The sequence below is a fragment of the Kribbella sp. NBC_01510 genome, from assembly GCF_045040325.1.
Classification (GTDB): Bacteria; Actinomycetota; Actinomycetes; order Propionibacteriales; family Kribbellaceae; genus Kribbella.
Window position 1 is genome coordinate 6087071 of record NZ_CP109418.1, and the last position, 21660, is coordinate 6108730.

Sequence of the window (21660 nt, forward strand, 5' to 3'; positions counted from 1 at the left end):
AACGGATTAGCTCAGCAAGCCTTGTCCCACTCCAGGTCACAGGTGGTCTGGGCGGTCTTGAGGCTGTTGGGCGAGACTGCGGCCGGAGCGGCCTGGTCCGACCAGGAGGCCAGCGTGACGCCGACCGCGTCCTCGATCGAACGCGGGCTGACCAGGTAGTTGTTGCTGAGCATCGAGAAGACCAGCTTGCGGCCGTCCTTGGTGCTGACATAACCCGACAGCGCCGTCACACCGGTCAGCGAGCCGGTCTTGCCGTGCAGGTTGTTGGCCGCCGGGGTGTTGAGCATCCGGCTGCGCAGTGTCCCGCCGACGAAGCGTTCCGGGTTGCCGGCGATCGGCAGCGCGTCGTACCACTGCTGCCACCACGGCTCCTTCTTGGCGCCGATCAGTACGTCGGTGACGCTGTCGGCGGTGACATTCACCTTGCGGGACAGGCCGGAGCCGTCCGAGAGCCGGATCCGGCTGGTGTCGACGCCGATGCTCTTCGCGTAGTCGGTGACGACGCCCAGTCCGGCCGACCAGCTGCCATCGGCCTCGACGACCGCGCCCATCGCCTTGACCAGCGTCTCGGCGTGCATGTTGTTGGACAGCTTGAGGAACGGCGTCATCAGTTCGCCGACCGTCATCGACTCGTCCCGGGCCAGCTGCTTGGCGGTCGAGGGAGTGGCGGCGTTCTCGATCCGGCCGCTGACCTGGATGCCCTGGGATGCCAGTGCGCGCCGGAACACGTCGGCCGCGTAGAGCTCCGGCTCCCACACCGTCACCCATTCCTGACCCACCGAGGCGCCGAGCGGGACCGAACCGGTCACCCGGACGATGTTGGTGCCGTGATCGCGCTCGATGTTCAGCGTATTGGACGACCCGGCCGCGCCGGTCGTCGCGGTGTTGATCAGCTTGATGACGCCGTTCGCCGGGACCAGGGAGAGCTTCACCGGTGTACCGGCCGCCGCTCCGGGCCGGCTCTCGACGATCGCCGTACCCGAGTCGTAGTCGGTGTTCGGGGCGAGCGTGAGGGCCGAGATCTGGGCGTTGTAGTAGAACGGCTCGTCGTCCCAGGCCCAGCTGTCACCGAGCCGGACGTGGTCGAAGTACGTGTCGTCGGCGATCAGGTCACCGTCGACGCGGCGTACGCCGGCCGCGCTCAGCTGCTTGGCCAGTCCGACGTAATCGGACTCCAGTGCGGTCGGATCGCCGTACCCCTTGAGGTACAGGTTGCCGCGCAGCTTGCCGCCGAGGACGGGCGCGGTGGCCAGCACATCCGTGTGGAAGCGGTACGACGGGCCGAGGACGTGCATCGCGGCCGTCGACGTGAAGAGCTTGGTGTTCGACGCGGGCAGCATCCGCTGGGCGCCGTTCCGGTCGTACAACGTCTCGCCGGTCGTCGCGTCGCGGACCACCAGCGCGACCTGCGAGCCGTCGTACCGGCTGTCGTTCAGCAGGCTGTCCAGCCGCTGTTGCAGCGCCGTCCCTTGGACGGCGGTCGGCGCTCCGGCCGACTGGGAGACCACCCCACCGACGGCCGCCGCTACTGCGGCGACGGAGGCGACCATCGCGCGCCCCGACACTCTCGGTAAATACTTCACGAGAAACTCCCTCAACCCAGGCGGAAATCAACTAGCGGGAGTCTCCACCCCGGATCGCCCCGGGTCCAGTGATCAGCGCGATTGACCTCTCGCTCTTCAGGTGAATCGATGGAAAAGTTCTCCGCACAGGTACCCGCCCGACTACGCCGACTCCTGGGTGGAGAACTTCGGTCTTCGCGCCGGTCGCGGGTGGTTACACGCTGCACGTCGGGTACGCGAACGGCTCGGGCGCGACCGCCAGCCACGGACTCGTTGTCAACGGCAACAGTCAAGGCGTGGGCAGTTACCCGGTCACCAGCTGGCAGCAGAGCTCGGTCCCGGTGACGCTCAACGCCGGGTGGAACACGATCCGCCTGACGAAGGGTGATCTGTACACGGAGGTCGGCTACCTCGAAGTTCAGTAGCGCCGCCTTCGGCGGCGGTGGGTGGGAGGGAGGTCGACTACCTCGAGTTGCAATGAGGCTGCCGGGTCAGGGGATCACCCCGCGTGACCCCGGTCCTGACCCGGGAACCACCCGTCCGGCGCGTGGCGTGGTGCCACGGCCCTGCGGCGCGCCTCGTACCCTCGTAGAGCACAGCGGGACCGACGGGGAGCATGAAGCGGGCGATGACGAAACCACCAGAACAGATGTCCGGCGACCGGCGGCGGAGACGCCCGCGGCCGATCTGGCTGGACCTGCGCCGGACCGGCCGGGGTCTCCAGGCGATGCTGCTCGGTGGTCTGGCCTCGCTGATCTCGCTGATCATCGTGTTCTGGACGCTGCCGCAGATCAGCAGTGACGGCCGGCTGCCGATCGTGCGGCTGGTCGTGCTGCTGGCGGTCTTCTCGATGCTGATGCGCTGGGTGCTGGCCGGGGTCGCGATCCTGATCGGCTCGATCGGCGTCCTCGTCGGGGGACTGCTGTCGCAGTTCGGCGTCGTCTACCTCGGCATCACCGTGGATCCGGGCGTGACTCTGCACGGCGGCGTCGAGGCGCCGCTGCTGGTTGCGATCTGGATGTCGACGGTGAGCGCGTTCGTCGGCTGGGTCGCGTACGCCGGCACCGACGACGCGTACGTCGCCGAGGTGATGCGGGTCGTGCACCGGCGGGCCCGGAAGATCGAGGCGGCCCCGAAGACCGGGATGCTGATCATCCAGATCGACGGGCTGTCCGAGCCGCTGCTGAACTGGATGGTGCTGGCCGGGAACCTGCCCAACCTCGGCGGCTGGATCCGGGACGGCAGGCACTCGATGGTCGGCTGGCACACCGGCGTACCGGCGACCACCCCGGCCAGTCAGGCCGGCATCCTGCACGGCGGCTCCGGGCAGATCCCCGCGTTCCGGTGGTACGAGAAGGACACCGGCCGGGTGATGGTGACCAACCGGGGCCGGGACGCCGCCGAGATCGAGACGCGGATGTCGACCGGGCGGGGGCTGCTGGCCGACGGCGGGGTCAGCATCAGCAACAACTGGTCCGGGGACGCGGACAAGTGCGAACTCGTGTTCAGCCGGGCCGGTCTGCCGGACAGCCGGAGCCGCGGGTATGTCCGGTTCTTCTCCAGTCCGCAGGGTGCGGCCCGCGGTCTGATCCTGTGCGTCGCCGAGATGGTGAAGGAGCTGCACCAAGCCCGGCGGCAGCGGGTGCGGCACCTGGTCCCACGGGTCAAGCGCGGTGGGTCCTACATCTTCCTGCGTGCGATCAGCAACGTCCTGCTCCGCGACCTCAACGTCTCGCTGATCACCGACGAACTGGTCAAGGGCACCCCGGTGATCTACTGCGACTTCGTCGACTACGACGAGGTCGCGCACCACGCCGGCCCGACCCGGCCGGAGTCGATGCAGACGCTGGAAGGTCTGGACCGGGTGCTCGGCGCACTGCAGCGGATCATCGACATCCTGCCGCACTCGTACGAGATCGTGGTCCTGTCCGACCACGGCCAGAGCCAGGGCTCGACCTTCCTGCAGCGGTACGGCCGGACGCTCACCCAGGTCGTCGACGACCTGGTCGATACCACCAAGCAGCCGGTCGCGGCGGTCGGGAGGTCCGAGGGCTGGGGTCCGGTGAACGCGTTCCTGACCGAGCTGTCGCTGCGCCGGAGCGTGGCCGGAACCGTCACCCGCAGAGCGCTGCATGGCAAGGCCAGGAGCGGTGAGGTCGAGCTCGGCCCGAAGGACTGCGAGCCGCCGGTCGCCGCCGACGAGCAGGTCGTGGTCACCGCTTCGGGCAACCTCGCGCTGATCTACCTCGCGACTACCCCGGGCAGGGTGCCGCTCGAGGAGATCGAGCTGCTGCACCCGAAATTGGTCAACGGTCTGGCGACGCACCCAGGGGTCGGGTTCATCGTGGTCGACTCGCTGGCCGAGGGACCGGTCGCGATCGGGCGGGCCGGGGTCCGGGTGTTGCGGTCCGGCCGGATCGAGGGGGACGACCCACTGGCGCCGTACGGGCCGTTCGCGCCGGCGTCGATGCTGCGGCAGGCCGAGATGCCACACAACGGCGACATCGTGGTGGTCAGCCGGCTGGACGACTACACCCACGAGGTGGCGGCGTTCGAGGAGCTGGTCGGGTGCCACGGCGGCATCGGCGGCTGGCAGACCGAGGCGGTGCTGGTGCACCCGAGTCGTTGGGTCCTGAAGGAGCCTCCCGTAGGCTCCGACGCGGTCCACGAACTGCTGATCAGCTGGCTGGAGAAGCTCGGTCAGCGCAAGGACCTGCGGGAATCGGTCGAGTCGAGTGTGGAGGCCTGAAGCGTGCGAATCACCTGGTGGGGGCACGCCACCACCACCATCGAGGCCAACGGCACGCGGCTCCTGACCGACCCGGTGCTGACCTCGCGGATCGCGCATGTGCGCCGGCGGCGCGGACCGGCTCCGCTGCCCGAGGCCGGCCAGTGTGACGCCGTACTGGTCTCGCATATGCACGCCGACCACCTGCACCTCAGCTCGCTGCCGCTGGTCGCGCCGGACGCCGCGCTGGTGGTGCCCCGGGGCGCGGCCAAGCTGATCCACCAGGACAGCGGCGCCGCGTTCTCGGACCGCTGCATCGAAGTTGCCCCGGGCAACCAGATCCGGATCGGGTCGCTCGACATCACCGCGGTCACCGCCCTGCACGACGGGCGCCGGCTGCCGTGGTCGTCGTACGAGGGACCGGCCCTGGGATACCGGGTCGAAGGTTCGCCCAGCGTGTGGTTCGCCGGCGACACCGACCTGTACGACGACTTGGCGACGGAAGCCGGACCGGTCGACCTGGCCCTGGTACCGGTCGGTGGCTGGGGGCCGTCGCTCGGTCCGGGACACCTGGATCCGGTCCGTGCGGCGGAAGCGGTTCGCCTGGTCGGCGCCCGGAGCGCGATCCCGATCCATTTCGGGACGTTCTGGCCGATCGGGTGCGACTGGTTGAAGCCGGACCTGTTCCTGCCACCGGGAGACAAGTTCAAGACCGCGATGAGCGAGGTGGCTCCCGAGGTGTCGGTGGAGGTCCTGGCGCCCGGCGAGTCGACCGAGGTCGACGCGTGAGTGGGGACACGCGGTTCGATCTGTGGTATCTCATCGCGCTGGCCGGGGCGGTGCTGGTCGGCGCGGTCCTGCCGGTGCTCCCGACCGGCGCGGCCGTCTCGGCGGGCGCCGTACTCGCGTTGCACAACAATCCGATCGGGCTGGGCGGCGTACTGATCGCCGGTATGGCCGGCGCGTATGCCGGCGACCTGATCGTGTATGCCGGCTGCCGGTTCGGCGGTGAACGGCTGGCCAAGCGGGTCGGGTGGCTGCGCGACAATGCCTCGCTCGACGCACTGCGGGTCCGGCTGGACGCGCACGAGATCAGCGTGCTGCTGACCTCCCGGCTGATCCCGGGCGGCCGGGTGCCGGTGCTGCTCGCGGCCGGCCTGGCCGGGTACCCGTGGGAGCGGTTCGCGCTGGTCGACCTGGCCGCGTCGTCGCTGTGGGCCGCGGTCTACATGGCCATCGGGCTGCTCGGGTACGCGCTTTTCGACGAGCCGTGGCAGGGCGTGCTGGCGGCGATCGTGCTCGTCGTGCTCGTGACCGTGCTCAGCAGCCTGGTCCAGCGGGCCCGGCGCAAGTGGGCCGCCGCGAAGTCAGACTCCGAATGAGGCGCTGCGGAGCCGCTCGACCGTCTCCGCGTCGCCGTCCAGCTTCACGTCGGCCACCTGCTGGCGGCCCATGCAGAACAGGACCAGCTCGGCCGGCGCGCCGGTGATGGTCACCGACCCCAGCTCGGTCGGCCGCTTCGCGACGGACGTCGTCCCGTCCGGGAGCCGGAGCACCAGGCCACTGGGCGCCTTTCGGGTCAGCGTCTTCGCGCCGAGCCGGATCGACTTCCACAGTCCCGCCTCCTGATCGGCCGGCAGTGTGCGAATGTCGTACGTCGGCTGTGCCCGGCGGACGTCCTCGTGGTGCACGAAGTACTCGGTCGTGTTCAGCTGGTGACCGAACTTGGGGAACGCGTAGATCGAGATCGGCGGCGGCCCGTTACGGACCTTGTCGACCACCTCGGTGAAGCTGTAGCGCTCCTTGGCCCGCTTCATCCGCCGCTGGGTGGTCTCCGCCAGCGCCGCGATCATGATCCCCGGCCCGGCCATCGGATCCGCTTCCCGGACATACAGATGGACGGCGAGATCGTACGTCGACCACCCTTCACACAGCGTGGGCTGGTCAGGCCCCAACTGGTCGAACAGATCACACAGAGCGAGTCGTTCTACCCGGCTGTAGTCGGTCACAACTCGATCGTAGTTGTCGGCTCCCAATGGCAGAATGTCAATCGTTGTCATGCCTATGCCCGGTGTTCGCACCTGACTGTCCTGGAGAGCGTCTTGCCCATGCCGAAGGTCCCCGACAAGGGCAGCGTCACCCGGAGAGGGCTCGCGGTTCTGCGGGTGGCGATCTGGGAGGAGCCGCGCATCTTCGCGCTGTCCGTGCTGGCCGCCATGCTGTACGGCGCGATGACGGTGGCCGGCGGCTTGGCGCTCGGCTGGGCCACCGACCACGTGCTCCGGCCGGCCTTCGAGAGCGGTGAGACCACCTTCGCCGCGATCGCCTCGCTGATCGGGTTGTTCATCGGGATCGCGATCCTGAACGCGATCGGCGTGGTCGGGCGTCGGCTCGGCGCCGGTGTGATGCAGTTCCGGCTGCAGGCGACGTACCGCCGCCGGGTCACCCGGCAGTACCTGAAGCTTCCGCTCGAGTGGCACCACCAGCACTCGACCGGCATGCTGCTCTCGAACGCCAACGCGGACGTTGAGTCGACCTGGTTCGTGATCGCTCCGCTGCCGATGGCCATCGGGGTGCTGGCGATGCTGGGGTTCGCGACCGTGGCGATGTTCGCGGCCGACGTCTGGCTCGCGCTGGTCGGCTGCCTGGTGTTCCCGCTGGTGTTCCTGGCGAACGTGATCTTCCAGCGCTACCTGCAGCCGCTCGCCACCCGGGCGCAGCAGTTGCGCGCGGATGTTTCCGAGGTCGCGCACGAGTCGTTCGACGGTGCGCTCGTGGTGAAGACGCTGGGCCGTGAGTCCGCCGAGACCGAGCGCTTCCGCGCCCCGACGTACGCGCTCCGGGACGCGAACATCGCGGTGAACAAGGCCCGCGGCATGTTCGATCCGGTGATCGACGGCCTGCCCCGGCTGGGGGTGCTCGGGGTGCTGCTGGTCGGTGTCTACCGGGTCAGCTCCGGCGGCGCCGATGCGGGTGACGTGGTCCAGGTCGCGTTCCTGTTCACGCTGATCGGGTTTCCGATCCGTGCGCTCGGCTGGGTGCTCGGCGAGTTGCCGCGCTCGGTCGTCGGGTGGGATCGCATCCAGCGAGTGCTCACCGCCGAGGGCGGGATGGAGTACGGCGACGCCGTGCTGACGTCGGCGAAGGCGGCCCGGTTGCAGGTGGCCGACGTACGGTTCGGGTACCTGCCGGAGCGCGACGTACTGGCCGGCGTGGACTTCGTCATCGAGCCCGGCCGGACCGTCGCGATGGTCGGACCGACCGGTTCCGGGAAGTCCACGATGACCACGCTGCTGACCCGGCTGATCGACCCGGAGGAGGGTGCGATCAAGCTCGACGGCGTCGATCTGCGCGACCTGGCCCGGGACCAGCTGGCCGGCTCGGTCGCGCTGGTGGCGCAGACCGCGTTCCTGTTCGACGACACGATCCGCGGCAACATCACGCTCGGCGGCGACTACAGCGACGAGGACGTCTGGGACGCTTTGCGGATCGCCCAGGGCGACGGCTTCGTGAAGGGGCTGCCGCATGGTCTGGACACCAAGGTCGGCGAGCGCGGTACGACGCTGTCCGGTGGCCAGCGGCAACGCATCGCCCTGGCTCGGGCGCTGGTACGGCGACCTCGGCTGCTGATCCTGGACGACGCGACCAGCGCGGTGGACCCGCAGGTCGAGGCGCGGATCCTGGCCGGGCTGCGGTCCGCGGTGCAGGGTGCCGAAGCCGCGACGACCGTGCTCGTGATCGCCTACCGGAAGGCGACGATCTCGCTCGCCGACGAGGTGCTGTTCCTCGACGAGGGCCGGATCGCGGCGCAGGGGACGCACACCGACCTGCAGGAGACGTCGGCTGCCTACCGCAACCTGGTCGACGCCTACGAGAAGGACGCGGAGCGCCGCCAGGAAGAGGCAGACCTGGCCGCCGAGCTCGACGATCTGGACTCGGAAGGAGCATCCGCGTGAGCGGGGCGGAAGCAAGTCGGCTCGACCATGCCGACGACGCGAGTGGCTTGGACACGTTGCGGCAGGGGCTGAAGGTCTCGCCCGAGCTGGCCAACGGCTGGTGGGTCACCGGGATCCTCGCGCTGACCATGACGGCCGGGCGGATCGTCGTACCGATCGCGGTTCAGCAGACGATCGACAAGGGCCTGTCCGGTGCGGGCGGGCCGGACATCTCGTACGTCGCGTGGATGTGCCTGGTCTGCACGCTGGGCATCGTGGTCACGGCGGGAGCGTCGTACCTGACCACCGTGCGGCTCGCGATCAACTCCGAGCACGGGCTCGCGACGATGCGGATCAAGGCGTTCCGGCACGTGCACGACCTGCCGGTCCTGACGCAGAGCACGGAGCGGCGCGGTGCGCTGGTCAGCCGGGTGACGTCGGACGTGGACACGGTGTCGCAGTTCCTGCAGTTCGGTGGGTTCATCTTCCTGGTCAGCATCGGGCAGATGCTGCTCGCGACCGTGGTGATGTTCTTCTACTCCTGGCAGCTGGCCCTGGTCGTGCTGGGGTGCTTCATCCCGCTGTTCGCCAGCCTGAAGTACCTGCAGCGCGCGATGTCCAAGGCCTACGGTGTGGTCCGGGCGAAGGTCGGCGAGATGCTGTCCGCGATCTCGGAGCCCGTGGTCGGCGCACAGGTGGTCCGCGCGTACGCGGTCGAGAAGCGGACCCAGGACCGCATCGACGCCTCGATCGAGGACTACCGGCGGACTGCGACCAGGGCGCAGGCGCTCACCGGTCTGACGTTCTCGATCGGCGGTCTGGCGGCGGGCCTGGCCAACGCCGGTGTGCTGTCGGTCGGTGTGCTGCTGGGTGTCGACAAGCAGGCGACGTTGGGGGAGCTCCTCGCGTTCATGTTCCTGGTCGCGCTGTTCTCGGATCCGGTGCAGATCGCGACCCAGGTGCTGACCGACGCGCAGAGTGCGTTCGCCGGGTGGCGTCGGGTGCTCGGGGTGATCGCGACCCCGGCCGATGTGGTCGACCCGGGTGAGACGGGGGTGAAGCAGCCGCGCGGTCCGATCACGGTGGACTTCGCGGATGTGGACTTCGCGTACCCGGAAGGTGAGCTCGTCTTGCGCGATGTCGACGTACGGATCGAGCCGCACCGGCGGGTCGCGGTGGTGGGTGAGACCGGGTCCGGCAAGACGACGTTCGCGAAACTGCTCACCCGGTTGATGGATCCGACCGCGGGCGAGGTCCGGTTGGACGGGGTGGACGCGCGGGAGATCTCGTTCGAGTCGCTGCGGGAGCGGGTGGTGATGGTGCCGCAGGACGGGTACCTGTTCGACGCGCCACTGGCCGAGAACGTGCGGTTCGGGCGTCCGGAGGTGACGGACGAGCAGTTACTCGATGCGTTCCAGTCGCTTGGGCTGACCGACTGGCTGGAGTCGCTGCCGGACGGTCTGCAGTCGCCGGTCGGCCAGCGGGGCGAGTCGCTGTCCGCGGGTGAGCGTCAGCTGGTCGCGCTGGTGCGGGCGAACATCGCCGACCCCGATCTGCTCGTGCTCGACGAGGCGACATCGGCCGTCGACCCCGGCACCGAGGTGCGGGTCAACGCAGCGCTGGAGCGACTGATGTCCGGGCGTACGTCGGTCACCATCGCGCACCGATTGTCGACCGCAGAGGCGGCCGACGAGGTACTGGTCTTCGACAACGGCGAGATCGTCGAGCGGGGCCCGCACGCGGACCTGGTTGACGCCGGCGGCGTCTACACCCGCCTCCACGACAGCTGGATCGCCCAACGAAGCGCCGTCTAGGACCCGCGCGACGGCCGGGCTCTTCTGGACGGGCGCGATGGGCGGGCTCGTCTGGACGGGCAACGACGGCTGGGACCGTTTAGACCGGCGCGATGGGCTGGGGCCGTCTGGACGGGCGGGATGGTCTTGGCCGTGCGCGGCAGCTGGGCTCGTCTGGACGTGCGCGACGTCGGGCCGTCTACACATAGCGCGACGGCCGGGACCTCAGGGAGGCGAGGGTCCCGGCCGTTCGCGGTCTCACCTGTCAGGCGGTCGGCGCAGTGCCGGCACCAGGCTGCGGTACCAGCAGGAACTCGACCCCGCCCTTGTCGTCGACCGCCGCGTCCAGAATCTTGTCGTCGAGCGCGTTCGCCGCGTTCTGCTCCAGGAACACCCGCGCTCCGGCTTCCTCGACCACCTGGTCACCGGGCCGCGGCGCTTCCGTCGTCGTCACCGCGAGCGCCGGATCCGCCGGGTTCTCCTGCGAGATCCGCACTCCGGCCCCCTCCGGCGCGCCTTCGACCCCGGTGATGCTCTTGATCACCAGCGTCGCGTTCTCAGTCAGGGTAAGCACAACCACTCCATCCGTCGGTCAACACTGAACCCGCCCCGTGCCCCCTCACCCAAACCCCAAACACCGCCGACTCCTTGAGCACGGACCAACCACGAATTCACGCCCAGCGCGGTCGGCCCGTGCCCAAGGTCAGGCGACGTGGGCGCGAGCGACGGGGGCGAGGCGCCAGGTGGGGTGGTCGGTGGGGCGGGACGCGCCTCGGGCAAAGGCCGCTCGGAGACGAGCGACGAGGTCGGATCGGGGAGTGATGACGTCTTCCCAGCCGAAATGAACGAGCTCGACACCTCGATCACTGAGGCGTTGGTCACGGCGGTGGCTCCTGCGCATCCTCTGTCTCCGCTCCTCCGCACTGTCGGCTTCGTACTTCGCTAGTCCATCGGCTTCTCCCACCGTCCGGAACTGCGGCCACCAGAAGTCGACCCGTTCGGGCATCCAGCTGAATCCGTCGAAGAACTGTGCCTGGAGCACCGGCGTAGGCAACCCCGCCGCAACGAACACCGCCCGCGCTATGGACTCCAGTGCGGACTCCGATCTCGCGTTGCCGAGGTCGATCGCAGACCGCGCTCGCAGGATTCCGGGCCAGCGTTGCTGCCGGTCGGCAACAGCCACTAGCTCATCGCGGGTCGCCGTACCCGTCCGCAGGGCGTGGTCGACTGTGACGATCGCTTCGCGGAGGGGCAACTCCCTGGCGAGATCGACAACGGTTCTCGCGATGCCGGTGACCGGGAGCCAGACGTGGCGTGACACGTCCACAGTTGTCACACCAGCCCGTCGTACGACGATATCCGGACGCCGCTGATTGCGCTGAGCCGTCGGTGGGCGGGTGAGCCACGTGGCTTCGATCGGCGGAGCGGACGAGCGGCCGCGGTCGATCCAGAGGCTGAGCCCGGCCAGCCGAGCGGCACTGAAATGACTGATGATCGACCCTGGATACGCCGCCCGAGCACAGGCGATCACCGCGACCTGGTCGTCGATGCGCCCGTCGATGTAGTGCCCGTGGTGGTGCCTCAGGTGGCCTCGCCGGACGAGCCGTCGAAGATCGGGGTCACCCAGGCCGAGGTCGTGCAGCTCCTGCCGGCGCCGCGGAGTGCGCGCCAGCACCAGCAGGTGCTCGCGGGCGACAGTGTCAAGCCGATCCATTCCCTCACCCTGCCGCCCCACCATCCCCTCTCGCACCCCACAATCACGAACCTGTGGACAACGACCTTGGGCACGGGCCAACCGGATTTCGCCGGGGTTTCTGGTTGATCGGTGCTCAAGGTCGCCGGAAAGTCGCATGCGGGGTGTCGGTGGGGTGGTGTGTGATCGGGGGATGGCGATTGTGTTGGGGACTCTGGGGATCGATGGATTGGGCGAGGTTGTGCGGGCGCTGCGGGAGTGGCAGTGCGACGAGGGTCCGGTGCAGCTGCATCCGGGGGACTTGGGGTGGTTCTGGCGGTTCGGTGACGAGGCGACGGCGGCCGCGACCAGGACCTGGAGCCGGGGCGGCGAGATTATTGCGGTCGGCCTGCTCGACGATCCGGAGTTGCTGCGGGTCGCGATCGCGCCGGAGGCTCAGCGTGACGAGGAGCTCGCGCAGCGCCTGGTCGAGGACGTGTCTGCGCCGGAGGCCGGCGTACTGATCGAGGGCAAGGTGTACGTGGAGGCGCCGATGGGAGCGCTCGTCCAGGACCTGCTCTCCAAGGACGGCTGGATGACGGCGGACCCGTGGGTGCCGCTGCGGCGCGACCTGAGCGAGCCCGTGCCGGACCCCGGCCTGCGGGTCGACGTCATCGGTGCCGAGCAGGCGCACGAGCGGACCGCCGTCCAGCGGGCGTCGTTCGACGGGTCGACGTTCACCGACGCCCGGTGGCACGCGATGGCCGACGGCGAGCCGTACGCCGACGCGCGCTGTCTCGTGGGCCGCAACCAGCTGGGTGAGTCCGTGGCGGCCGTGACCGTGTGGTCCGCGGGGGAGGGCAAGCCGGGGCTGATCGAGCCGATGGGCGTGCATCGACTGCACCGCGGGCGCGGCTACGGCACGGCGATCACCGTCGCGGCAGCGCGAGCTCTGCAGGAGCTGGGTTCGTGCAGCGCGGTCGTGTGCACGCCGGGCTTCAACGTCGGCGCGATCGCCACCTACGAAGCGGCCGGCTTCGAGCGGCTGCCCGAGACCAGAGACCTCTACCGGGACGCTTAGGCCGTGTCCGGTGATCCCCCGCCTACTGCGCGGCACTCGGCACGGCACCTCGGCTCGCTACGGCGCGGGATCACCGGACACGGTCTAGACGGCGGCTGCGTCGTCGGCGGCGCGGAGGACGCGGAGGATGTTGCCGCTGGCAAGTTTTGCCAGTTCGGTGTCGTTCCAGCCGCGGTCGGCGAGGGCCTCGAAGAGGGCCGGGTACGACGCGACGTCCGCGAGGCCGGTGGGGAATTCGGGGCAGCCGTCGTAGTCGCCGCCGAGGCCGATGTGGTCGACGCCGGCGATACCGCGGACGTGGTCGACGTGCTCGACCACGTCGTCCAGGGTGACCTCGGGCTTCGGCACGTCGTACGACTCCGCCAGCTTCGCCTGGTCGGCCGGGTTCATCGGGTTCAGGTCCGGCTGCGCCTCCTTGGCTCCCTTGACCCAGTCGACGTACGCCTGGGAGACGAAGTACGGGACGAAGGTCACCATGCAGACGCCGTCGTTGCCGGCCAGGGTCTCGAGCACGTCGTCCGGCGCGTTCCGCGGTACGTCGCAGATCGCGCGGGCCGACGAGTGGCTGAAGATCGCCGGCGCGCTGGTCACCCGCAACGCGTGCCGCATGGTGTCCGCGGAGACGTGCGAGAGGTCGACAAGCATGCCGATCCGGTTCATCTCCCGGACGACCTCCTCGCCGAACTCGTTCAGCCCGCCGAGCACCGGCTCGTCGGTCGCGGAGTCCGCCCAGGACACGTTGTTGTTGTGCGTGAGCGTCATGTAGCGCACGCCCAGTTCCCGCATGACCCGCAGCACCCCGAGCGACTCACCGATCGAGTGGCCGCCCTCCATCCCCATCAGCGAGGCGACCCGCCCGGCCTTGATCGCGGCGTCGACGTCATCGGCGGTCGATGCGAGCTGGAGCCAGGCCGGGAACCGCTCCACGAGCCGATGAACGAAGTCGACCTGCTCGAACGTGCGCCGTACCGAGTGCTCGTCCTGTGGGACCCACAGGGACCAGAACTGCGCGCCGACGTGTCCGGTCCGCAACCGCGGCAGGTCCGTGTGCAGGGACGGCACCGAGCCGCTCAGGTCGTGGGCGTCCAGGTCGTACCCGCACAGCTCGTAGAACGCGATCGGCAGGTCGTTGTGGCCGTCGATCACCGGGTGCTCGGTCAGCAGTTCCTGGACGCGTGCCTCACTCGTCGTCATGCCCTCATACTGTCAGCCCGTCCCACTACGCGTGTTCATCGCGAGGCACCGTGTTCGGAGTGCTCCTGGTGATCGGCGACAATGGGCGGGTGAGCATTGACGAGCTGACCTTCGACGCGGCCGGGCTGATCCCAGCAGTGGTGCAGCAATACGACACGCGTGAGGTCCTGATGGTGGGCTGGATGAACGCCGAGGCGGTCCGCCGGACCGCGGCGACCGGGCGGAGCACGTTCTGGTCCCGCAGCCGGCAGGAGTACTGGGTCAAGGGCGAGACCAGCGGCCATCGTCAGCACGTCAAGCAGATCCTCGTCGACTGCGACGCCGACACCTTGCTCGTCCTCGTCGACCAGGAAGGCCCAGCCTGCCACACCGGCACCCGCACCTGCTTCGAGCACGGCCAGATCGAGGTCAAGGCATGACAGTGCTTTTGGCCGGGCCTTCGGCGCCGGCGGGGTCATGGGGCTCTACCTCCCGGCCTTCCCTCGTCGCTCCAGTCGCTGCGCTCCCTGCGCTCCTCAGTCCAGGCCGGGAGGCCCCATGACCACGAACCCGGCCATCGAGACCTTCCGCGACTATGCCAAGGACCGTCGGGTCATCCCGGTGACGCGGCGGCTGCTGGCCGATGCGGAGACGCCGATCGGTGTCTATGGCAAGCTCGCTGCCGAGCGCGAAGGGACCTTCCTACTGGAGTCCGCGGAGAACGGCGGCGTCTGGTCGCGCTACTCGTTCATCGGCGTGCGCAGCGCGGCGACGCTGACCGAGCGCGACGGCGAGGCGATCTGGACCGGCAAGCCGCCGGTCGGCCTGCCGCAGACCGGTGACCCGCTGAAGGCGCTGCGCGAGACGCTGGAGATCCTGCACACGCCCCGGCTGCCCGACCTGCCGCCACTGACCGGCGGTATGGTCGGCTTCCTCGGGTACGACGCGGTCCGCCGGCTCGAACGGTTGCCCGACACAACGACCGACGACCTCGGCCTGCCCGAGCTCACGTTCCTGTTCGCCACCGACCTGGCCGCCCTCGATCACGAGACCGGCGAGATCTGGCTGATCGCGAACGCGGTCAACTGGGACGACTCCGACGAGCGTGTCGACGAGGCCTACGCGGACGCCGTACGCCGCCTCGACGCGATGGAGGCGGATCTGGCGCAGCCGACCCCGTCGTACGTCGTGCGCGCAGACCGGACCGCGGTGCCGGATCCCCACCGGCAGCGGTCCAGCGCGGAGTACCGGGAGGCGGTCGAGCACGCCAAGGAGGAGATCCGCGCCGGCGAGGCGTTCCAGATCGTCGTGTCGCAGCGGTTCGAGCTGCAGACCACGGCGTCCGCGCTCGACATCTACCGGGTGCTGCGCCGCTCGAACCCGAGCCCGTACATGTACCTGGTCCGCCTGGACGGCTTCGACATCGTCGGATCGAGTCCCGAGGCGCTGGTCAAGGTCACCGACAACAAGGTGATCCTGCACCCGATCGCCGGCACCCGCCGCCGCGGCGCTACGCCGGAGGAGGACCACGCGCTGGAGGAGGAGCTGCGCGCCGACGCCAAGGAGCGCGCCGAGCACCTGATGCTCGTCGACCTCGGCCGCAACGATGTCGGCCGGGTCTGCGCGCCCGGCACCGTGGAGGTGGTCGACTTCATGGACGTCCGCCGCTACAGCCACGTGATGCACCTGGAATCGACCGTCACCGGGCAGCTGGCGGCCGGCAAGACCGCGTTCGACGCGCTCACCGCGGCGTTCCCGGCCGGGACGCTGTCCGGTGCGCCGAAGCCGCGGGCGATGGAGATCATCGACAAGCTCGAGGTGACCCGGCGCGGTGTGTACGGCGGTGTCGTCGGCTACCTGGACTTCGCCGGTGACGTGGACACCGCGATCGCCATCCGGACCGCGGTGTTGCGCGGCTCCACGGCGTACGTGCAAGCCGGCGCGGGCATCGTCGCCGACTCCGACCCGGCCGCCGAGGACGCCGAGTGCCGGACCAAGGCGGCCGCCGTCCTGAACGCGATCGCGGTCGCGGGAACGTTCAGCGACGTATGAAGCCGCAGCGACTCGTCGATCTCCTCGCCGTCGTGGCGCTGGTCCTGCTCGGGTTGTCGGCGTACCTGACGTGGTCTACGGCGCACCCGGGGAGCGGGCGTCCGAGTGTGGACTTCAGCGGATACACCGTCACGAAGGCACCGGTGACGCTGGCACTCGCGTCGGTGGTCGCGATCGTCGTTACGAAACTCGCAGGTACAGCATTGCGTCGGGTGCTGGGTGCGCTAGTGCTGTTGATGGGCGTTGCCGCGATCGCCGTCGCGCTGCAGGTGCGGCCCGACGTGAGTGAGCTGAGCAGGATCCGGCCGGAGCTCAGTCAGGCGGTCACTGACCACGTCACGCTGTCCGGCGGTCCGGCACCCTGGTTCGCCCTGGCCGGGGGCGTGGCGCTGGTCGCGACGGGTCTGATCGCCTTGCTGACAGCCCATCGCTGGCGTCGCGCGACGGCGCGCTACGAGCGTGATCCGGCCGCCGCACCGGCCGATCAGTGGAAGGCGATCGACGCCGGGGAGGACCCGACTCTCTGACCGCGGCGGCCTACCGCCACAATAGGACGGGACGACAACGAGGAGTGGCGCCAACCATGGACAATACGACGGCCGATCAAGTAGCGACGCGGGTGAGCGAGGAGGCTCCCCACGACCTGCACGGCAACAGCCCGGCGGCGTGGACCGCGGTGACCATCGTGCTGATCGCGTTCACGGTCGGCGCTATCGCGATGGTGCTCGGTCCGAACTGGGTGCTGTTCTGGATCGCGGTCGCCATCGCTGTGCTGGGTGCGCTGACCGGCAAGGTCATGCAACTGCTGGGGTTCGGGGTCCCGGCCGACGGCGACCACTGAGGGGCGGACGGACATGACTGTGCTTGACGACATTCTCGCGGGGGTCCGGGAGGACCTCGCGGAGCGCCAGGCGCGGGTCAGCCTGGACGACCTGAAGCAGGAAGCCCAGCGCAAGCCCGACGCCAAGGACCCGATGCCGGTGTTCCGCGGTGACGGGATCGCGATCATCGCCGAAGTGAAGCGATCCAGCCCGTCCAAGGGCGAGCTGGCCGAGATCACCGACCCGGCCGCGCTGGCCGGGGAGTACGAGGAGGGCGGCGCGGCGGCGATCTCGGTACTGACCGAGCGGCGCCGGTTCAACGGCAGCCTGGACGACCTGCGCGCGGTGCGCGGCCGGGTCGACGTCCCGGTCCTGCGGAAGGACTTCATCGTCTCGTCGTACCAGCTCTGGGAGGCCCGTGCGGCCGGCGCCGACATGGTGCTGCTGATCGCCGCGGCGCTGGAGCAGGAGGCCCTGGTCTCACTGATCGAGCGCGCGCACTCGATCGGCCTGTGCCCGCTGGTCGAGGTGCACGACGAGGAGGAGACCCGGCGTGCGGTGGATGCCGGCGCTCAGCTGATCGGCGTGAACAACCGGAACCTGAAGACTCTCGAGGTCGACCGGGACACCTTCGCCCGGGTCGCGCCGACGATCCCGTCGAACCTGGTCCGGGTGGCGGAGTCCGGCGTTCGCGGCCCGCATGATGTAATCGAGTTCGCGCGCGCCGGGGCCGATGTCGTCCTCGTCGGTGAAACCCTGGTGACCGGCCGCGATCCCCGCGCCTCGGTCGCCGACCTCGTCGCCGCCGGATCGCATCCCGCCATCCAGCAGCGGCACTAGACCCGGCCGGTCCAAACGGCACCGGGACGGACACTCTCCCGCGCTGTAGAGCCGGGTTTTGGAAGGTTTGTCGGATGAGTAGTGTGCTGCCCGACCAGCTCGGGCACTTCGGCCGTTTCGGCGGCAGGTTCATGCCGGAGGCGCTGATCGCGCCACTCGACGAGCTCACCACGGCGTGGCGCGAAGCCATGGCCGACCCGGAGTTCACCGGTGAGTTCGAGCGGATGCTGCACGAGTACATCGGCGCCCCGAGCCTGCTGTACGACGCGACCCGGCTGTCCGACGCGGCCGGCGCCCGGATCCTGCTGAAGCGCGAGGACCTGAACCACACCGGTGCGCACAAGATCCGGAACGCGATCGGCCAGGCCCTGCTGACCAAGCGGATGGGCAAGACCCGGGTGATCGCCGAGACCGGCGCCGGCCAGCACGGCGTCGCGACCGCGACCGCGTGCGCCTACCTGGACCTCGAGTGTGTGGTCTACATGGGTGAGGTCGACACCCGGCGGCAGGCGCTGAACGTGGCCCGGATGCAGCTGCTCGGCGCCGAGGTCATCTCGGTGAAGACCGGCAGCCGGACGCTGAAGGACGCGATCAACGAGGCCCTGCGCGACTGGGTCGCCAGCGTGGACAAGACGCACTACATCCTGGGTACGGCGGCCGGCTCGCACCCGTTCCCCGCCATGGTGCGCGACTTCGTCCGCGGTATCGGCGACGAGGCCAGGGAGCAGTCGCTCGAGTTGCTCGGCAAGCTCCCCGACGCCGCGGTGGCGTCCGTGGGCGGCGGGTCGAACGCGATCGGCCTGTTCACCGCGTTCATCCCGGACGCGAGCGTGAAGCTGTACGGCATCGAGCCGGGTGGCGACGGGTTCGAGACCGGCCGGCACGCGGCCACGATCACCGCCGGGCAGGTCGGCGTACTGCATGGTGCGCGGTCGTTCCTGTTGCAGGACGAGGACGGGCAGACGATCGAGTCGCACTCGATCTCGGCCGGGCTGGACTATCCCGGGGTCGGGCCGGAGCACGCATGGCTGGCCGAGACCGGGCGGGCGTCGTACCGGCCGATCACGGACGCCGAGGCGATGGAGGCGTTCAAGCTGCTGTCCCGGACCGAGGGCATCATCCCGGCGATCGAGTCCGCGCACGCGGTCGCCGGCGCGCTCGACATCGCGACGGAGTTGGGGCCGGAGGCAACCATTTTGGTGAACCTGTCCGGTCGCGGGGACAAGGACATGGACACGGCCGCCACCTGGTTCGGCCTCGGCGAGAAAGAGGCCACCGGTGAGTGATCTGGTTGCTCTGGGCAAGGCCGGCGCCGCGATCCGGAAGGCCAACGACGAGGGCCGCGGCGCCCTGGTCGGCTACCTGCCGGCCGGCTTCCCGACGTACGACGGTGGTGTGGACGGGATCAAGGCGATGATCGACGGCGGCGTCGACGTGGTCGAGGTCGGCCTCCCGTACAGCGACCCGGTGATGGACGGCGTCACCATCCAGCGCGCCACCGAGGTGGCCCGGGCCGGCGGGCTGCGGACCCGCGACGTGCTGAGCACGATCGAGAAGGTCGCGGCGTACTCCGATGTCCCGGTGCTCGTGATGACGTACTGGAACCCGGTCGAGCGGTACGGCGTGGACCGGTTCGCCGCGGACTTCGCCGGCGTCGGGGGAGCGGGCCTGATCACGCCCGACCTGATCCCGGACGAGGGTGCGGAGTGGATCGCGGCCGCGGACAAGAACGACCTGGACAAGGTGTTCCTGGTCTCACCGTCGTCGACCGACGAGCGGATCCGGATGACCACGGCCGCCTGCCGCGGCTTCGTCTACGCGACCGCTGTGATGGGTGTCACCGGTGCTCGGGACAAGCCGTCGGAGCTGGCGGCGCCACTGGTGGCGCGGACGAAGGCGGTCACCGGCCTGCCGGTCGGCGTCGGCCTCGGAATCTCGAACGCCGACCAGGCGGCCGGTGTGGCGGCGTTCGCGGACGCGGCGATCGTCGGCGCGGCCCTCGTCAAGGCGCTCGAGGACGGCGGCCCGGCCGGGGTCCGCGCGCTCGCGGAAGCCCTGTCCGAAGGCGTCCGCAGGGAACCCAGCGCCGCCGCGAGTCGTTAGTACGCCGTGAGTCGAACCAGGAACGCGGCACTTCTACTGGCCGCGGTGGCTCTGCTCGCCCTCGCGGGCTGCAGTGGCGGCGACAAGGAGAAGGCGGACAACCCCGGTGGTGCGATCATCCGCACCACGCAGGATCCGAACGGTCTGCGCGGGGCGACGCTGGACCGGCCGTACTCGTTGCCGGCGGCCACGCTGACCGACACCGGCGGGAACCCGTTCAACTTGGTCACCTCGACCAAGAAGCCGGTCACGCTGGTGTTCTTCGGCTACACGAACTGCCCGGACGTGTGCCCGACCGTGATGGCCGATGTGGCGTCCGCGCTGACCAAGCTGGACCAGCCGGTGCGGGACCAGGTGCAACTGCTGTTCGTCACCACCGACCCGGCCCGTGACACCGGCCCGGTGATTCGCAAGTACCTGGACCGGTTCGACCCGTCGTTCGTCGGGCTGACCGGTTCGCTGACGTCGATCAAGGACATCGCGAAGGCCGTCGGCGTACCGGTGGAAGGGATGCAGAAGCTGCCCTCCGGCGGGTACGAGGTCGGTCACGGTGCGCAGGTGATCGGCTTCGGCAAGAACGACAAGGCGAACGTGCTCTGGTTGTCGAACGCCGCCATCGGCGACCTGGCCCACGACTTCGGGAAGCTGGTGGAGGACAACCAGTGAATCGTCGACCCTGGTTCGAATGGGTCTCGCTGGGAGCGCGGCTCCTGCTCGGCGGCGTGATGCTGGTGGCGGGCGCGTTGAAGGTGACCGATCCCGAGACGGCGGCCCAGGCGGTCCGCGCGTACGAGCTGCTGCCGGCGTCGCTGGCGGCGCCCGTCGGCTGGGGGCTGCCGTTCCTGGAGATCGCGATCGGATTGCTGTTGATCGTCGGTTTCGGTGTCCGCGCCGCCGCGGCCGCCGCGGGTGTTTTCCTGGTCGTGTTCATCGCCGCGGTGGCGTCCGCCTGGGCGCGCGGCCTGGCGATCGACTGCGGCTGCTTCGGCGGCGGTGGCCAGGTCGCCCCCGGTCAGACGAAGTACCTGCAGGAGATCCTGCGGGACGTCGGCCTGCTGCTGCTGGCGGCCTGGCTGTGGTTGAACCCCACCAGCAAGTTCGCCCTGGAACCCGAACCGCAAGGAGTCATTGCGTCGTGAGCAACACCAAGGCCCCCGCGAATCCGCTGCTGCAGCCGCCGAAGCGGCGGATCTCGCCCGGGATCATCGTGGTGATCGTGCTGGTGCTGGCCCTCGCGGGCGGCGTCGGCGTGCAGTACTGGCGCGGGCACTCCAAGGTCGAGGTCAGCTCGAACGGCAAACCCGAGCCCACGGTGATCACCGGCCCGGGCGCGTCCGGCAAGGGCGTCACCGTCGGCAACGCCGACGCCAAGGTGCACATCGACATCTACCTCGACTTCCGTTGCCCGCACTGCGCGGAGTTCGAGGAGTCGACCGGTGGAGTAGTCGACAAACTCGTCCAGGACGGTTCGGCGACGCTGACCTACTGGCCGCTCGCCTTCGTCAACCCGGACGCCTCGCCCCGGCTGGCCAACGCCTTCGCCGCCGCGGCCGCGAACGGCAAGGCGCTCAGCTACGCCGACGAGATGTACGGCGACTTCAGCAAGTCGTGGACCACGGACCAGCTGCTCGACCTGGGCAGCCAGCTCGGTATCGGTGACGCGAAGTTCCAGCAGGCCGTGCGGGACAACACCTACGGCGGCTGGCTCGACACGGTGTCGAAGGCCGCGGACGACCGCGGCGTGACCGGGACGCCGACGGTCTACGTCAACGACAAGCAGCTGGAAGCCAACCAGCTGACCGCCGACGGCTTGCAGAAGGCCGTCGATGACATCGCGAGCTGACGCACCGAGTCCCCATCGTGACCATGAGTTTCTGGTCGTGCCCTGGCCGGTCGAGTA

22 protein-coding genes are annotated in these 21660 nt (G+C 69.5%); 17 read left to right on the forward strand and 5 right to left on the reverse strand.

What is annotated here, in order from left to right; all coding sequences use genetic code 11:
- Window positions 1-11: 11 nt before the first annotated feature.
- Window positions 12-1583, reverse strand: a complete 1572-nt coding sequence (dacB, locus tag OG558_RS30250) for a D-alanyl-D-alanine carboxypeptidase/D-alanyl-D-alanine-endopeptidase (RefSeq protein ID WP_405066022.1) — start codon at window positions 1581-1583, stop codon at window positions 12-14.
- Window positions 1584-1858: 275 nt separating this feature from the next.
- Here dacB and OG558_RS30255 point away from each other — a divergent pair, with 275 nt between their 5' ends.
- The 4 genes from OG558_RS30255 to OG558_RS30270 all read left to right on the forward strand — a co-directional run bounded on the left by OG558_RS30255 (window position 1859) and on the right by OG558_RS30270 (window position 5672).
- Window positions 1859-1987 (forward strand): hypothetical protein, encoded by a 129-nt coding sequence (locus tag OG558_RS30255; RefSeq protein WP_405066023.1) that lies wholly within the window; start codon window positions 1859-1861, stop codon window positions 1985-1987.
- Between the two features lie 203 nt (window positions 1988-2190).
- A complete protein-coding gene (locus OG558_RS30260; RefSeq protein ID WP_405066024.1) occupies window positions 2191-4311 on the forward strand; it encodes an alkaline phosphatase family protein in 2121 nt (706 codons plus the stop codon).
- A gap of 3 nt (window positions 4312-4314) precedes the next feature.
- A complete protein-coding gene (locus OG558_RS30265) occupies window positions 4315-5079 on the forward strand; it encodes an MBL fold metallo-hydrolase (protein WP_405066025.1) in 765 nt (254 codons plus the stop codon).
- Window positions 5076-5672, forward strand: a complete 597-nt coding sequence (locus tag OG558_RS30270; RefSeq protein ID WP_405066026.1) for a DedA family protein — start codon at window positions 5076-5078, stop codon at window positions 5670-5672. The genes OG558_RS30265 and OG558_RS30270 overlap by 4 nt, the downstream gene beginning before the upstream one ends.
- Here OG558_RS30270 and OG558_RS30275 read toward each other — a convergent pair.
- Window positions 5658-6299: a TIGR03085 family metal-binding protein gene (locus tag OG558_RS30275; RefSeq protein WP_329476017.1), complete on the reverse strand. Its 642-nt coding sequence runs from the start codon at window positions 6297-6299 to the stop codon at window positions 5658-5660. The two genes, OG558_RS30270 and OG558_RS30275, sit on opposite strands and share 15 nt — an antisense overlap.
- 99 nt (window positions 6300-6398) lie before the next feature.
- On the opposite strand from OG558_RS30275, the gene OG558_RS30280 reads away from it, so the two are divergent.
- On the forward strand, window positions 6399-8246 hold the full coding sequence (locus tag OG558_RS30280) for an ABC transporter ATP-binding protein (protein WP_405066027.1): 1848 nt from the start codon (window positions 6399-6401) through the stop codon (window positions 8244-8246).
- Window positions 8243-10039 carry an ABC transporter ATP-binding protein gene (locus OG558_RS30285; RefSeq protein WP_329476019.1) on the forward strand — a complete coding sequence of 599 codons (1797 nt, stop codon included), beginning with the start codon at window positions 8243-8245 and terminating at the stop codon, window positions 10037-10039. The genes OG558_RS30280 and OG558_RS30285 overlap by 4 nt, the downstream gene beginning before the upstream one ends.
- Window positions 10040-10283: 244 nt before the next feature.
- Here the strand turns inward: OG558_RS30285 and OG558_RS30290 are convergent, their stop codons facing one another.
- A complete protein-coding gene (locus OG558_RS30290; RefSeq protein ID WP_328521596.1) occupies window positions 10284-10592 on the reverse strand; it encodes a Fe-S cluster assembly protein HesB in 309 nt (102 codons plus the stop codon).
- Between the two features lie 129 nt (window positions 10593-10721).
- Complete coding sequence (locus OG558_RS30295; protein WP_405066028.1) at window positions 10722-11732, reverse strand: hypothetical protein; 1011 nt, start codon at window positions 11730-11732, stop codon at window positions 10722-10724.
- A 172-nt stretch (window positions 11733-11904) separates the two neighbouring features.
- On the opposite strand from OG558_RS30295, the gene OG558_RS30300 reads away from it, so the two are divergent.
- Window positions 11905-12771, forward strand: a complete 867-nt coding sequence (locus OG558_RS30300; protein WP_405066029.1) for a GNAT family N-acetyltransferase — start codon at window positions 11905-11907, stop codon at window positions 12769-12771.
- A gap of 84 nt (window positions 12772-12855) precedes the next feature.
- On the opposite strand, the gene OG558_RS30305 is transcribed toward OG558_RS30300, so the two are convergent.
- Window positions 12856-13965 (reverse strand): dipeptidase, encoded by a 1110-nt coding sequence (locus tag OG558_RS30305; RefSeq protein ID WP_405066030.1) that lies wholly within the window; start codon window positions 13963-13965, stop codon window positions 12856-12858.
- 89 nt (window positions 13966-14054) lie between these two features.
- On the opposite strand from OG558_RS30305, the gene hisI reads away from it, so the two are divergent.
- The 10 genes from hisI (at window position 14055) to OG558_RS30355 (ending at window position 21603) form a co-directional block, all read left to right on the forward strand.
- Window positions 14055-14384 carry a phosphoribosyl-AMP cyclohydrolase gene (gene hisI, locus OG558_RS30310; protein WP_329476023.1) on the forward strand — a complete coding sequence of 110 codons (330 nt, stop codon included), beginning with the start codon at window positions 14055-14057 and terminating at the stop codon, window positions 14382-14384.
- 118 nt (window positions 14385-14502) lie between these two features.
- Window positions 14503-15996 carry an anthranilate synthase component I gene (locus OG558_RS30315; protein ID WP_405066031.1) on the forward strand — a complete coding sequence of 498 codons (1494 nt, stop codon included), beginning with the start codon at window positions 14503-14505 and terminating at the stop codon, window positions 15994-15996.
- Complete coding sequence (locus tag OG558_RS30320) at window positions 15993-16523, forward strand: Trp biosynthesis-associated membrane protein (RefSeq protein WP_405066032.1); 531 nt, start codon at window positions 15993-15995, stop codon at window positions 16521-16523. The genes OG558_RS30315 and OG558_RS30320 overlap by 4 nt, the downstream gene beginning before the upstream one ends.
- Before the next feature lie 56 nt (window positions 16524-16579).
- Window positions 16580-16837, forward strand: a complete 258-nt coding sequence (locus tag OG558_RS30325) for an HGxxPAAW family protein (protein ID WP_329476026.1) — start codon at window positions 16580-16582, stop codon at window positions 16835-16837.
- A gap of 13 nt (window positions 16838-16850) precedes the next feature.
- Entirely contained in the window at window positions 16851-17657 is an 807-nt protein-coding gene (gene trpC / locus OG558_RS30330) for an indole-3-glycerol phosphate synthase TrpC (RefSeq protein WP_328521588.1), read from the forward strand.
- A gap of 74 nt (window positions 17658-17731) precedes the next feature.
- Entirely contained in the window at window positions 17732-18943 is a 1212-nt protein-coding gene (gene trpB, locus OG558_RS30335) for a tryptophan synthase subunit beta (RefSeq protein WP_405066033.1), read from the forward strand.
- Window positions 18936-19760: a tryptophan synthase subunit alpha gene (trpA, locus tag OG558_RS30340; RefSeq protein ID WP_405066034.1), complete on the forward strand. Its 825-nt coding sequence runs from the start codon at window positions 18936-18938 to the stop codon at window positions 19758-19760. Before trpB ends, trpA begins: the two co-directional genes overlap by 8 nt.
- A 6-nt stretch (window positions 19761-19766) precedes the next feature.
- Entirely contained in the window at window positions 19767-20426 is a 660-nt protein-coding gene (locus OG558_RS30345; protein WP_405066035.1) for an SCO family protein, read from the forward strand.
- Entirely contained in the window at window positions 20423-20899 is a 477-nt protein-coding gene (locus OG558_RS30350; protein ID WP_329476029.1) for a MauE/DoxX family redox-associated membrane protein, read from the forward strand. Before OG558_RS30345 ends, OG558_RS30350 begins: the two co-directional genes overlap by 4 nt.
- Complete coding sequence (locus OG558_RS30355; RefSeq protein WP_405066036.1) at window positions 20896-21603, forward strand: thioredoxin domain-containing protein; 708 nt, start codon at window positions 20896-20898, stop codon at window positions 21601-21603. Before OG558_RS30350 ends, OG558_RS30355 begins: the two co-directional genes overlap by 4 nt.
- The last annotated feature ends 57 nt before the right edge of the window (window positions 21604-21660 follow it).